Annotated in this window: 17 protein-coding genes; 11 read left to right on the forward strand and 6 right to left on the reverse strand. The window is 40.1% G+C overall.

Annotation, left to right across the window (positions count from 1 at the left end):
- Window positions 1–5: 5 nt before the first annotated feature.
- Together P2W72_RS11320 and P2W72_RS11325 are read right to left on the reverse strand one after the other, a co-directional pair.
- Window positions 6–323 (reverse strand): hypothetical protein, encoded by a 318-nt coding sequence (locus P2W72_RS11320; protein WP_276362391.1) that lies wholly within the window; start codon window positions 321–323, stop codon window positions 6–8.
- A gap of 224 nt (window positions 324–547) precedes the next feature.
- Window positions 548–991 carry an Rrf2 family transcriptional regulator gene (locus P2W72_RS11325; protein ID WP_276362394.1) on the reverse strand — a complete coding sequence of 148 codons (444 nt, stop codon included), beginning with the start codon at window positions 989–991 and terminating at the stop codon, window positions 548–550.
- 292 nt (window positions 992–1,283) lie between these two features.
- On the opposite strand from P2W72_RS11325, the gene P2W72_RS11330 reads away from it, so the two are divergent.
- The 7 genes from P2W72_RS11330 to P2W72_RS11360 all read left to right on the forward strand — a co-directional run bounded on the left by P2W72_RS11330 (window position 1,284) and on the right by P2W72_RS11360 (window position 9,742).
- On the forward strand, window positions 1,284–3,566 hold the full coding sequence (locus tag P2W72_RS11330; RefSeq protein WP_276362397.1) for a cbb3-type cytochrome c oxidase subunit I: 2,283 nt from the start codon (window positions 1,284–1,286) through the stop codon (window positions 3,564–3,566).
- Window positions 3,567–3,710: 144 nt separating this feature from the next.
- Window positions 3,711–4,634, forward strand: a complete 924-nt coding sequence (gene bamD, locus P2W72_RS11335; protein ID WP_276362399.1) for an outer membrane protein assembly factor BamD — start codon at window positions 3,711–3,713, stop codon at window positions 4,632–4,634.
- Between the two features lies 1 nt (window position 4,635).
- Window positions 4,636–4,962, forward strand: a complete 327-nt coding sequence (locus tag P2W72_RS11340; protein WP_276362402.1) for a DNA-directed RNA polymerase subunit omega — start codon at window positions 4,636–4,638, stop codon at window positions 4,960–4,962.
- Between the two features lie 68 nt (window positions 4,963–5,030).
- Window positions 5,031–6,227, forward strand: a complete 1,197-nt coding sequence (gene coaBC, locus P2W72_RS11345) for a bifunctional phosphopantothenoylcysteine decarboxylase/phosphopantothenate--cysteine ligase CoaBC (protein ID WP_276362405.1) — start codon at window positions 5,031–5,033, stop codon at window positions 6,225–6,227.
- A complete protein-coding gene (locus P2W72_RS11350) occupies window positions 6,227–7,123 on the forward strand; it encodes a DUF4835 family protein (RefSeq protein WP_276362408.1) in 897 nt (298 codons plus the stop codon). Before coaBC ends, P2W72_RS11350 begins: the two co-directional genes overlap by 1 nt.
- A gap of 66 nt (window positions 7,124–7,189) precedes the next feature.
- On the forward strand, window positions 7,190–8,854 hold the full coding sequence (recN, locus tag P2W72_RS11355; RefSeq protein ID WP_276362411.1) for a DNA repair protein RecN: 1,665 nt from the start codon (window positions 7,190–7,192) through the stop codon (window positions 8,852–8,854).
- 69 nt (window positions 8,855–8,923) lie between these two features.
- The gene (locus P2W72_RS11360; protein WP_276362414.1) at window positions 8,924–9,742 is read left to right on the forward strand and encodes an SDR family oxidoreductase; all 819 of its coding nucleotides are present in this window, start codon (window positions 8,924–8,926) and stop codon (window positions 9,740–9,742) included.
- A 62-nt stretch (window positions 9,743–9,804) separates the two neighbouring features.
- Here the strand turns inward: P2W72_RS11360 and P2W72_RS11365 are convergent, their stop codons facing one another.
- Both P2W72_RS11365 and P2W72_RS11370 read right to left on the reverse strand, forming a co-directional pair.
- On the reverse strand, window positions 9,805–10,191 hold the full coding sequence (locus tag P2W72_RS11365; RefSeq protein ID WP_276362417.1) for a hypothetical protein: 387 nt from the start codon (window positions 10,189–10,191) through the stop codon (window positions 9,805–9,807).
- Window positions 10,192–10,282: 91 nt separating this feature from the next.
- A complete protein-coding gene (locus P2W72_RS11370; protein WP_276362419.1) occupies window positions 10,283–12,817 on the reverse strand; it encodes an ATP-dependent Clp protease ATP-binding subunit in 2,535 nt (844 codons plus the stop codon).
- A 189-nt stretch (window positions 12,818–13,006) separates the two neighbouring features.
- Here P2W72_RS11370 and ettA point away from each other — a divergent pair, with 189 nt between their 5' ends.
- Both ettA and P2W72_RS11380 read left to right on the forward strand, forming a co-directional pair.
- A complete protein-coding gene (gene ettA, locus P2W72_RS11375) occupies window positions 13,007–14,689 on the forward strand; it encodes an energy-dependent translational throttle protein EttA (protein WP_276362421.1) in 1,683 nt (560 codons plus the stop codon).
- A 514-nt stretch (window positions 14,690–15,203) separates the two neighbouring features.
- The gene (locus tag P2W72_RS11380) at window positions 15,204–15,677 is read left to right on the forward strand and encodes a ribonuclease H-like YkuK family protein (RefSeq protein ID WP_276362422.1); all 474 of its coding nucleotides are present in this window, start codon (window positions 15,204–15,206) and stop codon (window positions 15,675–15,677) included.
- 55 nt (window positions 15,678–15,732) lie between these two features.
- Here the strand turns inward: P2W72_RS11380 and P2W72_RS11385 are convergent, their stop codons facing one another.
- Both P2W72_RS11385 and P2W72_RS11390 read right to left on the reverse strand, forming a co-directional pair.
- Entirely contained in the window at window positions 15,733–17,184 is a 1,452-nt protein-coding gene (locus P2W72_RS11385) for an ammonium transporter (RefSeq protein ID WP_276362442.1), read from the reverse strand.
- A gap of 358 nt (window positions 17,185–17,542) precedes the next feature.
- A complete protein-coding gene (locus P2W72_RS11390) occupies window positions 17,543–18,508 on the reverse strand; it encodes a TIGR01212 family radical SAM protein (protein ID WP_276362423.1) in 966 nt (321 codons plus the stop codon).
- Window positions 18,509–18,560: 52 nt separating this feature from the next.
- Here P2W72_RS11390 and corA point away from each other — a divergent pair, with 52 nt between their 5' ends.
- Together corA and P2W72_RS11400 are read left to right on the forward strand one after the other, a co-directional pair.
- The gene (corA, locus tag P2W72_RS11395; RefSeq protein ID WP_276362424.1) at window positions 18,561–19,514 is read left to right on the forward strand and encodes a magnesium/cobalt transporter CorA; all 954 of its coding nucleotides are present in this window, start codon (window positions 18,561–18,563) and stop codon (window positions 19,512–19,514) included.
- Between the two features lie 94 nt (window positions 19,515–19,608).
- Window positions 19,609–19,851 (forward strand): hypothetical protein, encoded by a 243-nt coding sequence (locus P2W72_RS11400; protein ID WP_276362425.1) that lies wholly within the window; start codon window positions 19,609–19,611, stop codon window positions 19,849–19,851.
- Window positions 19,852–19,872 lie beyond the last annotated feature (21 nt).

Below are 19,872 nucleotides of genomic sequence, written 5' to 3' on the forward strand. Positions count from 1 at the left end.
TACTTCTATTGACATTTCTTTAAAGAACGTGGCGCTTTCCCTTCACGGTGCAGCTTATATTTTCTTTCCTGCAATTGCAGGATCGTAAATCTTTCAGTTTTTGTCCCCTTTGGCCTTGCGCCGCCGGTGTGTTTTTTGATTCCCCTTTCGTTTGGGACTGCAAAGGTAGAAACATTTTCCACTCCTGCAAAATTTATTTTAAAGTTTTTTTTCAACCCCTCTCCACTGCTCTCCTCAACCACGCTCATCCTAAACCTAAACCCTAAAACCTTCTCAAACAACAACCCCACATCTCCTTCGTTGCGGGGTTGCAAAGGTAACATCTTTTACCTCTCCACACAACTCCTGACAAGAAAAAAATTGCAAAAATTACTAACTGCCTGAACCTGAAGATGAAAAAATGAACCGGGGTGAAATCTGCGAATAATAAAGACCATCTGCAATCCGGAATAAACAGATATGGATACATTAAAGACAATAAGCTTAGCCCTATGAATAATAAAGAATCAGAAGGCCGGAACAACAAAGAACCACTCCACCTGAATAATTATTTATTTTTGTTACCTATATAAACTTCGCCTTCTTTCAAATCTGCAGCAAGCTGCTCAATCGTTTTGGTTTCAAACAATCTGATCATATCAAGTTTAATCTGCCTGTATTCAGCATGCATCGGACAAGGCTTGGATTCAGAACATTTATTTAAACCTAAAATGCATTTCTCAAGCACTTCATCCTCACCCATCTGATCAAGCACAGAACGTACAGGGAGCTTCATTGCCTTCTCTGTCATAAAAAATCCACCATTCGGACCGCGAACTGAGCTCACCACCCTGTTGCCTCTGGATAGCAATTGCATAATCTTAGCCGTAAAAGAAAGAGGAGAATCTATCGCGGCAGCAATAGCATTGATCCCAAGCTTATTCTGCTCAGAACTTTTCTGTGCTATATAGATAGTTGCCCTCAGGGCATATTCAGTCGATTTTGAAAACATCAATTACAATTTACTCCAATCAGTGGTAAAATCAGGTGTTCAATATAAACATTATACGAAAAATGAAATACTCCCATATTATAATAAAGTATGTTACAGAACAATAAAAGTTAAACCTGCTTTGCAATGAAAACGAAAAGCACCAAACCGCTAAATAACCAGAAGAGGGAATAGTATAAAACAGGCGCATTCACAAATACTCTCAATGAACTGATTTTCAAACACTAATTAAAGATAAATTTATCTTTAATTAGTATAAATATTTTATATTTACTAAAAAAACAATCATGATATGGCAAAGACTTCCTTCATCTCGTATCTGCTGAACCCTAAAAATTGGTGGGTTCCCCTTCTTATTATTTTCACAGTAAGTATTACCGGAGTAAGTATGATCGGGATTCACACTTACACAGAAGCTCCTCCCATTCCGGAATATATATCCGAAAAGGGAGAAATAATAATCCCGGCCAAAGAGATTCTGGAAGGTCAGGCAGTATTTCAGGAGTATGCACTCATGGAGTATGGGAGCATGTTCGGCGATGGAGCCAATCGAGGCCCTGATTATACTGCGGAAGCACTTCACCGCATGTCTGAGTATATGAATGATTATTACAAATCGAAGCTTAACACCGGGGAAAATAGTGAATTCACAGTACGAGGATCACAGGAACAGGTCAGATCTGAAATAAAAACCAATCGTTACGATAAAAACACTAACAGGGTAGTCCTTACAGATTCGCAGGTAGCAGCACTATCCAATCTGCAGGATTACTATAAAAATATATTCACAAATCCGCAATTCGCAGGTTCGTTTAAGCCCGCAGGCTATATCAGCAATGAAAAAGACATACGGGCTTTAACAAGCTTCTTTTTTTGGGGAGCATGGGTATGCGGAGCCGAAAGACCCGGCGAAAAATACAGCTATACACACAACTGGCCATTTGATCCGATGGCAGGGAACACTCCCACATCTGCAACTATATTATGGAGTATCATCGGATCATTGGGTCTAATCCTCGGATTGGGAATTGTGATGTATTATTATGGCAAATTAGATGAGCTGGAAGACAGCTCCTATACGAACAAGGCACAGGCATTTATGACAAAGGATGAAATAGCCCGATTTGCCCCCGATAAAATCCAAAAATCAACTTATAAATTCTTTTACGTGGCAATGTTACTATTTGCCCTTCAGGTACTATCGGGAATTTTAACAGTACATGATTTTGTTGGCTTCGTAAATTTCTTTGGTTATGACATTTCTGCCGATCTGCCGGTTACCATTACCCGCAGCTGGCATGTTCAGCTTTCTCTTCTCTGGATCTCAGCCTGCTGGATAGGAACATCCTTTTTTATGATGACACTTGTTTCTCCGGAGCAACCCAGAGGGCAGATGAAATTAATAAACAGTATTTTCTGGATCACAATACTTCTGGTGGGAGGTTCTCTTACAGGAATGCTGCTTGGCCCCAAAGGTTTACTGCCTGAGACCTGGTACTGGCTCGGTCATCAGGGTTGGGAATATGTGGAACCGGGAAAAATATGGCAAATTCTGCTTGGCACCGTATTTATACTATGGGCAATTAGTATATACAGAGGTATTAAACCGGTAATGAAACTGAAACAACCCTGGGCTCTGCCTAACTGGCTTGTTTATTCCACGTTCAGTATCATTCTGCTCTTAATCTCAGGATTCATTGCCACCCCGCAAACCAATTTTGTGATTGCCGATTTCTGGAGATGGATGGTAGTACACATGTGGGCTGAGGCATTTTTCGAAGTATTCACAACAGTATTAATTGGATACTTTATGGTAGTAATGGGTCTTATTAGCAGAAATGCGGCTATACGGGTTATCTATCTGGCTACCCTCTTGTTTCTGGGATCAGGATTACTTGGTATTTCTCATAATTTTTACTGGAATGCCAAACCGGTAGGCACAATGGCTCTCGGGGCCGTATTCTCCACACTTCAGGTTGTCCCATTAGTACTGCTCACTCTTGAAGCCTGGAGATTCAGTAAGCTTCCTAAAATTCTGGAGAAGCAGCATAAAGAAGGCAATGATCCCAAAAAACAGTTTGGATTCACTGAGGTATTTCTGTTTCTCCTTGCCGTTAACTTCTGGAACTTCTTCGGAGCAGGGGTACTAGGCTTTATCATCAACCTGCCAATAGCGAATTATTATGAGCATGGCACATATCTTACCGTCAACCACGGACATGCCGCACTAATGGGAGTATATGGCAATCTGGCTCTGGCAACAGTACTTTTTTGCTCACAGCTACTGATAAAAGCCGATTGGTGGAAGCCAAATGTTTTGAAAACAGTATTCTGGTCTATAAATATTGGTTTATTACTGATGGTATTGCTCGATTTATTCCCTGCCGGAATTCTGCAATTAAAAACCGTAACTGAAAACGGTTTGTGGTATGCACGAAATTCAGAATTCATAGAAAGTACCGCTTTCCAGAACTTAACATGGCTCCGCATCATAGGAGGTTCAATATTTACTTTAGGCGGAGTTGTACCTATTGTTTGGTTTATGGTCAGAAGCGTTAAGGGTTTAAAAAAATGAAATTTACAGAACATGAAAGGAAACAGTGTTAAATAGTGTTAAAGCATATCTGAACAATAATAGAAAAGGAATACTTTCGCGTAGACATATATTATACTGTATAAATATAATTGATGTTTTACTGATTTACCTTATCTTTGCAGAATGTTTAAAAACAAGCTTAACATATTCCTAAGCCTATTAGTAATCGTAATAATTGCATTTGCAGGCTGTAAAAGCAATTATGAAAAACTGCGTGCGAGCAGCGATACTGCGAAAAAATACCGCGAAGCTGTGCGTTTTTATGAGAAAAAAGACTACAGTAAGGCTTTAGGATTATTTGATGATCTTGTTCAGAAATATCGTGGTACTGCAGAAGCAGAAGATCTATCTTATTATTTTGCTTATACTCATTATAAAATGAGGGATTATACTACAGCAAGATATCACTTCAAAGTATTTGCTGACACTTATGGTTCAAGTGCTAAAGCAGAAGAATGCCGCTTTATGGCTGCTTATTGCTTTTATCTCGAATCACCTGTTTTTTCATTGGATCAGGAAAATACAATTAAAGCGATAGAATCACTGCAGTTATTCATCAACCTTTATCCGAAAAGTGAACGGGTTCCTGAAGCAAGTAAACTGATCAGCAACTTACGCGACAAGCTTGAGATGAAATCTTATGCCAATGCGAAATTATTTCTTGACATCGGAGATTATAAATCAGCTGTTATTGCATTCAGAAATTCTGCCCGCGATTTCCCTGACACGAAATTTGCAGAAGAAATGGAATTCCTGACTATCAAGGCACAGGCTTTGTATGCAAAATCAAGCTTTGAGATCAAACAGGAAGAACGTTACAATGAAGCAATAAAAATGCACGAAGAATTTGTACAGAATTACCCCTCAAGTAAGTACCTCAAAGAGGCAGAAAACATAAAGAAAACCAGTCTGAAAGCTATTGTTGATGTTAAGAAGCTAATCGCATTGCAGGAAGCTGAGATGAAAGAACTTCAGGAAAAGGCGAAAGCTGCAGAAGGATCTAAACAGTCTAAAAAAGAAGAAACTAAAGAAACTAAAAACAAGTAAAATGAGTACAACGAAACCAGTTATTCCAAACAGCACAATAACACGTGATGTTCGTGAGTTAGATAAAACAACTGACAATATTTATGAGTCAATTGTTATTATCAGTAAGCGTGCTAACCAGATTGCGAATAATCTGAAAGAGGAACTTCATGGTAAACTTGCCGAATTTGCATCTTCAAATGATAATTTAGAAGAAGTATTCGAGAACCGTGAGCAGATTGAAATCTCCAAACACTATGAGCGTATGCCAAAGCCATCGCTTATTGCTGTTGATGAGTTTTTACACGATAAGGTTTATTTCCGCAATCCTTCTAAAGAGCAAAACTAAAGTAAGGGAGCATAGCCTGAATGTGCTATGCACCATGCGTGCTTTCAGATGGGTAGACTCCATGCCCTATGCTTACAAATAAAAATATACTACTTGGCGTTTGCGGCAGTATTGCCAGTTATAAATCAGCAACACTAACACGATTGCTGGTAAAAGCGGGCGCAAACGTCAGGATAGTTATGACAAGGGATGCCTGTAATTTCATTACTCCCCTTACGCTCTCAACTCTTTCAAAAAATCCGGTTCTAACTGAGTATTTCGATCCTCAAACAGGATCCTGGAATAATCATGTTGAATTGGGTCTGTGGTCAGATCTAATGGTCATTGCTCCGGCAAGTGCCAACACTCTGGCTAAATTTGCCAATGGTCTTTGCGACAATTTACTTTCTGCTGTATATCTGTCGGCAAGATGTCAGGTCTATTTTGCTCCGGCAATGGATCTGGATATGTGGAAACATCCGGCAACTCAAAAAAACATCAACTCACTGATCAGCTACGGCAATATCCTGATTAATCCGGTACATGGCGAATTAGCCAGCGGACTCAAAGGTGAGGGAAGAATGGCTGAGCCTGAAGATATAGTCAGTTTCATTGAGAACGAACTAAAAAAAAAACTACCGCTGAGAGGTAAAAAGGCTCTGGTTACTGCCGGACCCACTTATGAAGCTATTGATCCGGTCCGGTTTATTGGCAATCATTCTTCGGGTAAAATGGGATTTGCACTTGCAGAAGAACTTTCAGCTCTTGGAGCAGAGGTTACCCTGATCAGCGGTCCGACTAGTCTTAGTTTAAAAAATCAGGCTATTGTAAGAATTGATGTAAACTCTGCTGAAGAGATGCTCAATGCAGCGCTTTCTCATTTCCCCGACAGCGACATTTCCATATTGAGCGCTGCAGTTGCAGATTATAAGCCAAGGGATGTTTCGACTGTAAAGATCAAAAAGAAAAGTGATGAATTTGAACTCGCGCTGATCAGAACCAAAGATATACTTGCGACCCTGGGGAGCAAAAAAAAACAGGGTCAGATACTGGTAGGTTTTGCACTGGAAACCAATGACGAAGAAGCTAACGCGATTGGAAAACTGCAAAGAAAAAATCTGGATTTCATCGTTCTCAACTCAATGAACGATCAGGGAGCAACCTTCAGAAACGATAATAACAAAATTACCATCATCGACCGGGACCTCAACAAACAGGCTTTTGATTTAAAACCGAAAGATCAGGTTGCAGCAGATATCTGTAAAAAAGTGTTAGATTTATTATAATGAAATATCTTTTGTTATTGGGTTTCTTTCTGATATCTCCAATCCTTTCAGCACAGGATTTGAACGCCCGTGTACAGATACTGGCTCCACAAATAGCAAACTCAAACAAAAGAATTCTGGATATTCTGGGCAACAGCATCAGGGATTTTCTGAATGGCAGAAGATGGTCGACAGATGCATTGCAACCTCAGGAACGAATCGACTGCAATTTTGTAATTACCATAACTGACTGGGATGGTTCGAGCAATTTTAAAGCCGGGGCACAAATACAATCTAACAGACCAATATTTAACAGCACCTACAGCAGTACTCTGCTAAATATTTCTGACAAGGATTTCGAATTTACATACTCTGAAGGTCAGGCATTGGATTTCTCAGAACAAAACTATATTAGTAACCTGAGTTCACTTCTGGCTTTCTATGCCTATATTATTACAGGCATGGATTACGATACCTTTTCGAAACTTGCTGGCACCCCTTATTTTCTGAAAGCACAGACAGTACTGAATAATGCCCAAACCTCGCCTAACACTGGGTGGAAAGCAATTGAAAACCTTCGCAACCGGTTCTGGCTGGTGGAAAATCTGACCAATAAGTCGTACAATCCTATTCGCGAAACCCTGTACACATACCACAGAGACGGACTGGATGTGATGGCAGAAAATCAATCAAAAGGACTTAAGGCAGTAGTTTCTGTCCTTCCGCAATTACAAAAAATCGATAAACAAAAGCAGGGATCAGTATTAAATCAAGTATTTTTTACTGCTAAATCCGATGAAATTGTCAGCATTCTAAGTGCTGCAGATTCTCAGGACCGGATCAAAGCCTTTAATGTTCTTTCTCAAATAGACCCCTCGAACAGTTTAAAGTATGAGCTGTTGAAAAAATCCAGATAGTCATTAAGTATTTTTATCAGTCCTGTTAATTCATATTAGTAATTTAGCTCAAATTCTTTCCGATACATGCTCAAGCGACTGGTAATTAAAAACTATGCATTAATTGACAATCTCGACATCTCATTTTCTAATGAGCTCAATATCATGACCGGCGAGACCGGTGCGGGAAAGTCAATTATCCTCGGTGCATTGTCATTGATTTTGGGTCAGCGCGCAGAAAGCAAATACTTCTTCAATCAACAGCAAAAATGCATCATTGAGGGCTCATTTCTTATCAATGAATTTCAGCTTGATGATTTTTTCAGAGAAAATGACCTTGACTATGATAAGGAAACGGTTCTTCGCCGGGAAATATCTTCAGATGGGAAATCAAGGGCCTTTATTAATGATACACCTGTAAACCTTAATACTTTAAAGCAGCTCGGCGAGAAATTGATCGATGTGCACTCCCAGCATGCTACTCTGGAAATCAATGATGAAGATTTCCAGTTACTGGTTATCGATACCATAGCCGGAAACGGACAACTGCTGAAAAAATATAAAGAAACCTATAAAGAATACAGACAAACTGAATCAAGCCTGAAAGAGCTGATCAGTAAAAGTGAACAGTCTAAATCTGAGCTGGATTATCTCCGGTTTCAGTTTGATGAACTTCAAAAAGCAGGATTAACAGCAGGTGAACAGGATGAACTTGAACAGGAACAGGATACCTTAACCCATGCCGAAGAAATTAAGCGAAGCCTTCTTGGATCTATCACCGCCCTGAATGAGAATGAGCCTTCAGCTATTATGATGCTCAAAGAAGCGATTATCAGTCTCAATACTGCAGAAAAGTATAATCCTGAAATCAGGGAGTTAAGCGAACGCCTGAACAGCTGTCTCATTGAGGTTAAAGATCTCTTGTCAGAGATCGGGCGCATTGAACAGCATAGCATGATCAATGAATCAAGGCTTGAAGAAGTAAATACCCGTCTTGATCTGATTTACTCACTTCAGAAAAAACACAGGGTAAGTTCAGAGTCAGAGCTTATTGAGGTTCGTGAAAATATTTCTGAAAAACTCAATAGTATTTTATTTGCTGATGAGGACATTGAAAAATTAAAGGAATTGAGCAATAAACTGCTTTCCGAACTATCCGGGTTGGCAGATGAGTTAAGCCGGAACAGAGCAAAAAGCATCCCTCAGGTTGAACTAAGCGTTGCAGAAAGTCTGAGCGAAATAGGAATGCCCAATGCCATCCTCAATATCAGGAATGATTCACTTCCGGAGGGCAAGTTTGGCATCACAGGAAAAGATCAGATCAGATTTTTCTTCAGTGCCAATAAAGGTCAGGCTCCGCAGCCAATGAACAAAGTTGCATCAGGAGGTGAACTATCCAGACTGATGTTAAGCATTAAATCACTGATCGCAGTACATACAGCTTTGCCAACCATTATTTTTGATGAGATTGACACCGGTATTTCAGGAGAAGTTGCTCTCAGGGTCGGCAATATCATGGAAAAATTATCCAAAAGCATGCAGGTAATTGCCATTACACATTTGCCACAGATTGCAAGTAAAGGCAACTCTCATTACAGTGTTTACAAAGACGAGCAGGCAGAAATTACGCATAGCAATATCAGGAAGCTGCAGGAAGAGGAGCGAGTAATGGAGCTTGCCAAAATGCTCAGCGGAAATAACCCGGGCGAATCCGCCATACAAAATGCCCGCGAATTACTCTTAAATCATTAAACAGTTTAAGAATTAGAGATTAATAATAACTTTACCTTTTTATTTACGTCAAAAACAAAAATTAATCATATGTATAACTTACTGAAAGGTAAAAGAGGTATCATTTCAGGTGCATTGGATCAAAATTCAATTGCCTGGAAAGTTGCAGAGAAAGCCCATGAAGAAGGTGCTTCATTCGTTCTGACCAACGCACCAATCGCGATGCGCATGGGCGAAATCAATGCACTTGCAGAAGCAACAGGTTCACAGATCATCCCTGCCGATGCTACCAGTGTAGAAGACCTGACTAATTTATTTACCCAGTCACAGGAAATCCTTGGAGGAAAAATCGATTTTGTTCTTCACTCTATCGGAATGAGTGTGAATATCCGCAAGAAGATCCCTTACCCTGAGCTTAATTATGATTACTTTCAGAAAGGTATCGATGTATCCGCTATGTCATTACATAAAATGTTAAGCGTTGCAAAAAAACTTGACGCAATCAATGAATGGGGAAGTGTGGTTGCCCTTACTTATATGGCAGCGCAGCGTACCTATCCATTCTATACCGATATGGCCGACATAAAAGCCATGCTCGAATCCATTGCAAGAAGCTTTGGATACCACTACGGAGTAGACAAAAAGGTACGTATCAATACCGTTTCACAGTCGCCTACGAAAACCACTGCAGGTACAGGGATTAAAGGCTTTGGCGATTTCTATGATTATGCTGATGCAATTGCGCCACTTGGAAATGCCGATGCAGAATCTTGCGCTGATTACTGTATTACTTTATTCTCAGATCTTACACGTATGGTTACCATGCAGAATCTTTTCCATGATGGAGGATATTCTTCAACGGGTGTAAGTGATAAAGTGCTTTACAATTTAGGCCTGGAAAAAGAATAAGGGTTAGCACTCAATAAAAAAAACCGGAGAACAATGTCCTCCGGTTTTTTTATACTCATTTTTTAAAGAGATTCAATTAATACAATCTTAAGCTTTACAGATCCCGGCGGACTTATTGTCCCGATCCCGTCTGAGCTCTGTATCTCGATCACAATTTGTCCTGAGCGGGTCAGATAACTATATGATACTCCATTATAGACCTGAGGAATCTGCTCATAGCTACCGCTCTCAAACGATACATAAACCAGCACGCCTCCATAATCATTAAAATAATTATCAATCTCAGGCATAGTGATTGAGGCTGTATAAGAGCGCCCGCCATCAAGCTTGATCCAGTTTCCTGCATTCAAAGTGGTATGAATAGTACGATTGGGAACGATTTGCTCTTTTTTGCATCCGGAACTGAACACAAGCAACAGGAGTGCGAATAAAATAATGGGCTTTTTCATAGTCTTCTATACAGGAATTGCCTGTATAGTTAAGACGAAAAAAAGGGCCGATGGTTGCAATCATCAGCCCTTTTTTATTTAAGGCAAGGATTTATTCCTCCTTTTTCTCTTCTTTCTTCCTTTTTGGCGATTTATTTTTAGGCAGAATACGAATTTCTTCTTTCTCCTTGTCGTAATCAACTTCCATGGTATCACCTTCAGTGAGTTCTCCTTTGAGGATTTCCTCAGCGATCGGGTCTTCCAGATACTTTTGTATAGCACGTTTCAACGGACGTGCACCAAAGTTCGAATCATATCCCTTATCAGCAATAAACTCTTTTGCCGCCTCTGTAAGCTTGATTTCATAACCAAGACTATGAATACGGGCAAACAGAGATTTCAGTTCAATATCAATGATCCTGAAGATATCCTCTTTTGTAAGTGAGTTAAACACAACCACATCATCAACACGGTTAAGGAACTCCGGAGCAAATGCACGTTTTAACGCATTTTCAATAACACTTCTTGAATAGGTATCAGACTGAGAAGATTTTGCAGCAGTACTGAAACCAACACCCTGTCCGAAGTCTTTCAGTTGACGCGCACCGATATTGGAAGTCATAATGATGATTGTATTTCTGAAATCAACCTTACGACCTAAGCTATCTGTCAGTTGTCCCTCATCAAGCACCTGCAATAAAATATTGAACACATCCGGGTGAGCTTTTTCGATCTCATCCAGAAGTACCACTGCATATGGTTTTCTTCTTACTTTTTCTGTCAGCTGTCCGCCTTCCTCATAACCAACATATCCCGGAGGCGCTCCTACCAGACGCGATACAGCAAATTTCTCCATGTATTCACTCATATCCACCTGAATCAAAGCATCTTCAGTATCAAACATGAAGCGGGCAAGTTCTTTTGCAAGTTCAGTCTTACCAACACCTGTAGGGCCAAGGAAAATAAATGAACCTATCGGTTTCTTTGGATCTTTCAGTCCTGCACGGGTACGCTGAATTGCTTTTGTCAGCTTTTTAACTGCATCTTCCTGACCAATCACCCGGTTATTGATCGCATCAAACATACCCAGAAGCTTAACGCTGTCTGTCTGTCCGACCCGCTGAACCGGAATACCGGTCATCATTGACACAACTTCAGCAACATTATCTTCCGTTACGGTATAACGCTTGGTTTTGGTCTCTGCTTCCCACTCATTTTTAGCTTTTTCCAGCTCTTCAAGTAGATTTTTCTCGGTATCACGAAGTTTGGCAGCCTCTTCATATTTCTGACTGCGTACAACTTTATTCTTTTCGATTTTGATCTCCTCGATTTTCTGCTCCACATCAATAATATTTTGCGGAACATGAATATTGGTGAGGTGAACACGGGATCCTGACTCATCCAGGGCATCTATTGCTTTATCCGGAAGGAAACGATCAGTAATATAGCGTGAAGTTAAACTCACACAGGCATTGATCGCTTCATCAGTATAGGTTACCCCATGATGCTCCTCATATTTCTCCTTGATTCTGTTCAGAATTTCGATAGTCTCTGCCGGAGTAGCAGGCTCTACCATTACTTTCTGAAAACGACGATCCAGAGCACCATCCTTTTCAATGAACTGGCGATACTCATCCAGAGTAGTTGCACCAATACATTGTATTTCGCCCCTTGCCAATGCCGGTTTGAACATATTGGATGCATCCAGTGATCCGGAAGCTCCACCTGCGCCAACTATGGTATGAATCTCATCAATGAAAAGAATCACATCAGGAGATTTTTCCAGCTCATTCATTACAGCCTTCATCCTTTCTTCAAACTGTCCACGGTATTTGGTACCGGCAACTAATGAAGCGAGATCAAGAGTAACTACCCTTTTATTGAAAAGTACGCGGGATACTTTACGCTGAACGATACGCAGAGCAAGCCCCTCAGCAATTGCTGATTTACCAACACCCGGCTCACCGATCAGAATCGGATTATTCTTTTTCCTGCGGGAAAGGATCTGTGAAACACGCTCAATCTCCTTTTCGCGACCAACAATCGGATCCAGTTTTCCATCTTCGGCAGCACGGGTAAGATCACGGCCAAAATTATCCAGTACAGGAGTTTTGGATTTGATGTCAGATACCTTCTTAGGCTGGCTGAAGCTTTCCTCTTCACGGAAATCCTCATCACCGGCCGGCGAACCCGGAGCCTCATCACGGAAACCTTCTTTATTATTCTCTACTTCAGCTTTAAAAATATCATAATTGACATTATACTGCTGAAGGATCTGAGAAGCAATATTATCCTCATCTCTGAGAATAGAGAGCAGTAAATGTTCTGTACCTATAATATCACTTTTAAATATTTTGGCTTCAAGATATGTGATCTTCAGAACCTTCTCTGCCTGCTTGGTCAGAGGTATATTACCCAAATTTACGGTAGTACTTGATGTACCCTTTACAGAATCCTCAACCGACTTCCGCAAGCGGGCAGTATCTACTCCGGCACCCTTCAATATTTTTATTGCCATGCCATCTCCTTCCCTTATGAGACCAAGCAATAAATGCTCTGTGCCAATGTAATCATGACCCAGACGCAGGGCTTCTTCCCGGCTGTATGATATCACGTCTTTGACGCGTGGGGAAAATTTCGCTTCCATTATATTACCTTTCTGTATGTTTTAACGCCCTAAGCTATTAATTATTGGATTAATTGAACCGGGGCTTCTGTAACAAGTTATCAACAATTACGCCATTTCAGCTAAAAAGGTTTTTCGGCCAGAAGACACAATAAAGTTGACATGTCTCTGACTAAATTTACGATATTTGGGGCTCAATACATAACACTAATGTCAGACGAAAAAATAATATTTTCCATGGCCGGGGTAAATAAGATTTACCCCCCTCAGAAACAAGTTCTTAAAAACATCTATCTATCCTTCTTCTATGGTGCTAAGATCGGTGTAATCGGTCTTAATGGTTCTGGAAAATCATCATTGCTTAAAATCATTGCCGGGTTAGACAAATCCTATCAGGGTGAAGTGGTATTTTCTCCCGGATATTCTGTGGGTTATCTTGCTCAGGAGCCTGCTCTAGATGCTCAAAAAACTGTGCGTGAGGTAGTTGAGGAAGGTGTTGCAGGTATCACAGCTATACTTAACGAATACGAAGATATTAATGAGAAGTTCGGTCTGCCGGAGATTTATGAGAACCCCGATGAGATGGACAAACTGATGGCCAGACAGGGAGAATTGCAGGACCAGATTGATGCCAGCGGAGCATGGGAGCTCGATAGCAAACTGGAGCGTGCGATGGATGCGCTACGTTGTCCTGACCCGGATTCAAAAATTGCCACTTTGTCAGGTGGTGAGCGAAGACGTGTTGCAATGTGCAGATTATTACTGCAGGAACCTGATGTTCTGCTTCTTGATGAGCCAACCAACCACCTCGATGCAGAAAGTATCGATTGGCTGGAACAGCATTTAAAACAATATAAAGGAACGGTAATTGCCGTAACCCACGACCGTTATTTCCTGGATAATGTTGCAGGCTGGATTCTTGAACTTGACCGCGGGGAAGGCATTCCATGGAAAGGAAATTATTCTTCCTGGCTGGAACAAAAATCGAAGAGGCTGGAAGCAGAAGAAAAAACTGAAAGCAAGCGTCAGAAAACCCTCGAAAGAGAGCTTGAATGGGTTCGTATGGCTCCAAAAGCACGTCATGCAAAATCTAAAGCCCGTTTATCAAATTACGAAAAACTTGCTTCCGAAGACACAAAAGAACGTGAAGATAAGCTGGAGCTGTTCATACCTCCGGGACCACGACTCGGAAACCTTGTTATCGAGGCTCAGAATGTAAGCAAAGCCTATGGCGACAAAATATTATTTGAAAACTTAAGCTTTTCATTACCTCCGGCAGGTATCGTAGGCATTATCGGCCCGAACGGTGCCGGAAAAACCACCCTGTTTCGTTTAATTACCGGGCAGGAACAGCCAGACTCCGGCTCATTCCGTGTAGGGCCAACAGTAGCATTAGGCTATGTTGACCAGAATCACGATGATCTTGATCCGGAAAAATCTGTTTGGGAAAATATTACTGACGGACAGGAAACAATCATGCTCGGTAACAGACCCGTCAATTCAAGGGCTTATGTATCTAAGTTTAACTTCAATGGTGCAGATCAGCAGAAAAAAGTTGGTGTATTATCAGGCGGAGAAAGAAACAGGGTTCACCTTGCCATCACGCTGAAGAAAAGTTCGAACGTACTTTTACTCGATGAGCCTACCAACGATATTGATGTAAATACACTCCGAGCACTGGAAGAGGGACTGGAGAATTTTGGAGGATGTGCGGTAATCATTTCTCACGACAGGTGGTTCCTTGACAGAATATGTACACACATTCTTGCCTTTGAAGGCAATTCACAGGTTTATTATTTCGAAGGAAACTATTCGGAGTATGAGGAAAACCGGAAAAAACGTACCGGAGACATTACCCCTCACAGGATACGATATAAGAAATTAAGTGATTAAAACCAAAAAAAGAGAGTGTTCAAAAGGGCACTCTCTTTTTTTGTCGCTAATGTTGACTGGGATACTTACCAAAGATCACAGCCTCGCTGATAGTATATTTTGGTTTTCTGCAGCTAACCGGTTATTTCAATTTCCCATTAATATTTTCTGGCAAAACGACTCAAATTTCATTTTTCCTCTCAATCTACCTTAAGAATATCTTAAACAGGAGAAAATTCCTGCTTAATAACATCCGCCTTTCTCTGCAAACAACAGTCTATATCATATAAGCTAAGCGGAAGCATATGCTCCTGACACTTGGGGAGACTCTTCAATCGAATTCCGGAGTAAGGAAAACGCCTTCTGCAGCAACAAGAATAACCCGGATTTCAGATCCTGCTGACTGTTAATATGTTAACAAATAAATAACATATTCTACATCATTATAGAATATTATCTGAGTATATTTATTAAAATAGCAATTTCCTGTATTACAATGACTTAAATATCAGTTCACCTATAGAAATGAAAATTTATGACCTGGAAGAAATTTAACGGAGAAACCATTCAAAACTCAATCCTGAATGAAGTAGAAAACGCAATCGAACGCGAATTTAAGCAAGGCAACAAGTTAAAGGTTTGTATCGGCACTGATTCTCAGGTAAAAGGTTCGATCACTGATTTTGCAACAGTAATTGTTTTCCTCAGAGAGCAAAAAGGCGGCTTTATGTTCATACATCAGGAACGATCTTCAGCTAAGATGAGTATAAAGGAAAGAATGTTGTCTGAAGTTCAGAAATCGATAGAATGCGCTTATTCGCTTTGTGACCTGCTTGATTTATACGATGTTGATCTGGAAGTACATGCCGATATCAATACCAATCCGAATTTCAAGTCGAACACTGCTCTTCATGAAGCAATGGGATATATATTAAGTATGGGCTTTGTATTTAAGGCCAAACCCGAAGCATTTGCCAGTTCTGCCTGTGCAAACAAACTTGTTCATTAACAAGGAAGCCATTGCGCTAAGGCAATGGCTCACTTAACTGTTCATAATTGGTTATTTATGATGATTTTTGTTTAGAATGTTCGGTAACGATTTGCCTCACATTCTCCATTTCGTCGTCCATGTCATCCTCTACCTCCTTTTCATAGATAAATCCATGACTACTAACCAGCAGTGTACCCTGAGTGTATTTTTCATTGTGCTGTGTTGAATCAAGCCCTTCTTCCTCTTCTTCAGAACTAACACGCATTGGCTGTAACAGGTTAATAAATTTGAAGATCCCGTAAGAAACAACAAAACTGTATGTTACCGTGATTGCAACTAATTTAAGCTGAGTAAAGAAAAATTCATGATTTCCATAGAACCACCCGTCAGCACCTGCAGGGTTAACCGTTTTTGTAGCCAATAAGCCTGTTAATAATAAACCTACTATACCGCCCACCCCATGACAAGGAAATACATCCAATGTATCATCCAGAGTAGTTTTTGATTTCCAGTAAACAGCCAGATTTGATATGATTGCTGAAACAAATCCAATAAAAATACTTTGAGGAATACCTACGAAACCGGCACCGGGGGTTACTGCCGCAAGTCCGACAACAGCACCTATACAGAAACCCAACACTGAAGGCTTTTTACCTCTCACCACATCAAAGAACATCCAGGATAATCCTCCGGCGGCTCCTGAAATATTGGTAGTTGCAAAAGCCGAAACAGCCAAAGCATTAGCTCCCAATGCAGATCCAGCATTAAAGCCAAACCATCCGAACCACAATAAACCTGTTCCTATCAAAACATAAGGAATATTCGCAGGCGGAACTTCTTGTCCGTTAATATGTGCCTGTCTGCGCTTCAAGACCATCGCACCAGCTAATGCCGCCATTCCCGCAGAAATGTGAACAACAGCACCTCCGGCAAAATCAAGCCCACCCATTTGAAATAGAAATCCATCCGGATGCCAAACCCAATGCGCTATTGGAGCATATACCAGCAAACTGAACAGACAGATAAATAAAATATAAGATGTAAAACGAATACGTTCTGCAACAGCTCCAACTACCAAGCCGGGAGTGATGATTGCGAACATCAATTGAAATAGTGCAAACAATGTTAAGGGTATAGTTGGTGCTAAACTCCATGGCTCACCTGAATTCACCCCCTGAAAAAACAAGAATGTGGATGGATTCCCGATTATACCACCGATACTCTCTCCAAAAGAAAGACTGAAACCAACAGTAACCCAAATTATGCTTACAACCCCGGCAGCGACAACACTTTTAATCATAGTTGAAATCACATTTTTACGATGAACCATTCCACCATAAAAAAATGCTAAACCCGGTGTCATCAGGAAAACCAGAGCCGTAGCAACCAGTAACCAGGCGATATCAGCACCGTTATACTTGCCGGTATCTGAATAATCCGGAAGAGAAGGAATAAAAACTGCTGCTATAGCTATAATAGCTAAGATTAAAAATGGCAAAACTTGCTTTAATCCGACTTTCATGATAAAATTTATTAATAACAGAACAAAATTTTAATTATTTGATACAAATGTACAATCATTTTGAATAAAATCATCATTATTTTAATACTTTTTATAAAAAAATTGAATTTTTAATGATTTTACAATCAAAAATATATTTTAATAAATGAAAATTCTTAAAAAAGAGATTAAATTTTGAATATTATAAATTGCAACATGAAAAATTGTGAATTTATAGCCCATATTTTGAATTTATAATTGAAAATTCAAAATATTTTGAGAAAATGAGCTGAAAAAGATCAATTCAATTGAAAATTCGAAAACAAATCGATCAGGAAGAAGAATAATAAGAGAAGGAAAATACGATGATCGCGTATTGGGATCAAACGACTAAAAGAGGGGCAGGCTTATAGGCACTTCCCTGTACAATTCCTTTGGCTTCAAGACGCTTATCGATATAACTTTGGATCTGAGATTTCTTCATTCCCCAGTTCGGAGCGATCAGCAAATCGAAATCAGCTAAACCAAATAGCCTTTGAAGTACAATATCGGGTCTCAATAAAGGAATGAACTCAGCTATAAAGTCAGTGTATTCATCAATTGTAAATACTTTAAAAGGATCGCGGGCATATCTTGAGCCCATGATAGAGCCTTTTACTATATGAAGATGATGCAGCTTAACAAATTTGATTTGAGGGAATCTGTTAATTTCATCAGCATAACGAAGCATCATTTCATGTGTTTCCCAGGGGAAGCCAAAAATGGTATGAACACAGATATCAACTTTTGTGTTTTCTGCTAATTGAATCGCATTCAGAAATTCCTGGTGGGTACACCCTCTGTTGATCTTCAGGAGGGTATCATCATAGATCGACTCCATCCCCATCTCCAGGTCAACATCAAATCTATCGGCATAACTTTCCAGCAATGCCAGTTTCTCAAAATCAATACAATCAGGGCGGGTTCCAACGGACAATCCAACAATACTATCAGTATTAATACTCAGAGCCTCGTCATAAAGCATTTTGAGGTAATGCGCCGGAGCATACGTATTGGTATTGGGCTGAAAATAGATGATAAACTTTTCTGCTCTGTAATTTTTGAAGGCCCTTTCCATCCCCTGCTCAATCTGCTCGCGGATAGTAGGTAATTTTCTTGAAAGTTCGGGAGTGAATGAATCTACATTACAATAGGTACAGCCACCATAACCTTTACTCCCATCCCGGTTCGGACAGGTAAATCCGGCATCAGCTATAATCTTGTATACACGCTGGCCATCATACTTATTTTTAAGGTATGCGCCATAATGATTATAATTCTTATGTCCGTAATCTAAAGGTGTTCCCAAAACTTTATTTTTGCAAAGATACACAATTCAAGCTTACCCTTAAATACAGCTTATGCTCCGTATATACTACAAAAAAGAAAAACGCCTGGCAAAAGAAAGCGACATCAGTTTGCTCAGAACAATACCTTTGGGCGACATGGTATGGGTAGACCTTCAGAATTCAACAGTTGAAGAGAAAGTAACCATCGAAACTTATTTCGACATTAAATACTCATCGGTAGAGGAGTCCACTGAAATTGAGAGTTCATCCCGTTTTTATGAGCTGGATGATGAACTGATCATCAACTCCAATTTTCTTTCACTCAAACAAAACGACTTTGATTACTGTCCTGTTTCCATCATTCTGGAAAAAGGAATACTCTTCACCTATCGGGATGACGATTTGAAAGCTTTTGGCGAATCAGTTAAAAAGATTAAATCCAATCCCGGTTCATTTACAAACGGATACCAGATTCTGCTGACGCTTCTGGAAACCGGAATTGAGCAGGATGCTGATATTATAGAGGCACTGGCTAAAGATATTGCCGATCTGAATAAAAAACTAACTCTGAACAGAACCAGATCCGACGAAGAAATCCTCCTGAAGATCGCCTCTTTCCAGAATCACAACATCCTGATGCGTGAGAACATCATCGATAAGCAAAGGCTTGTTTCATCCTTAATGAAAAGCAGTCTTTTTCCCGAAGAGTATATGAATGTACTTCGTATCATGATCAAGGATATCGGTTCGCTGATTGAACACAATAAGTTTGCTTTTGAACGATTGGAATACCTGCAGGATACATTTATGGGTTTGGTGAACATCGAACAGAACAGGATCATTAAAATTTTCACCGTTGCAACAGTAGCTTTCATGCCACCTACACTTATAGCCAGTATTTATGGAATGAACTTTCGGATCATTCCGGAACTGGGCTGGGATTACGGATATCTGTTCGCTATTGTCCTGATGGTCCTCTCATCGGTTATCACCTTAATTTTTTTCAAAAAGAAAAACTGGTTATAAGCAAAGTCATTTTTTACCAGAATACTTATTCGTATCTTGTATGTATGAAGCAATGCAAATGCATGCACTAACCTAATAAAAACAGGAGGGTAATATGAAAACACCGATAAAAAACAAATCGAATGAAAATCAGCAGGGCAACTCAAAAGGCAATCAATCGATCAAAGCAGGAAAGGAAGCCCTGAAATCAAGGGGTATCTCCAACAGCGGCGGACAGATGTCATACCATACTGACAACAAACAGGCAACTGTAAACAAAGGAAATGAAAACTCAATGGTTCAGGGTAAAACCAAGGCTCCTAAAATGCCAAGTAAGCACAGTCCTAAAAAGGGTTAATCCTTATTTTTGTTTTTCAGG

Origin of the sequence: Daejeonella sp. H1SJ63 (assembly GCF_029360775.1) — a bacterium.
GTDB lineage: Bacteria > Bacteroidota > Bacteroidia > Sphingobacteriales > Sphingobacteriaceae > Daejeonella.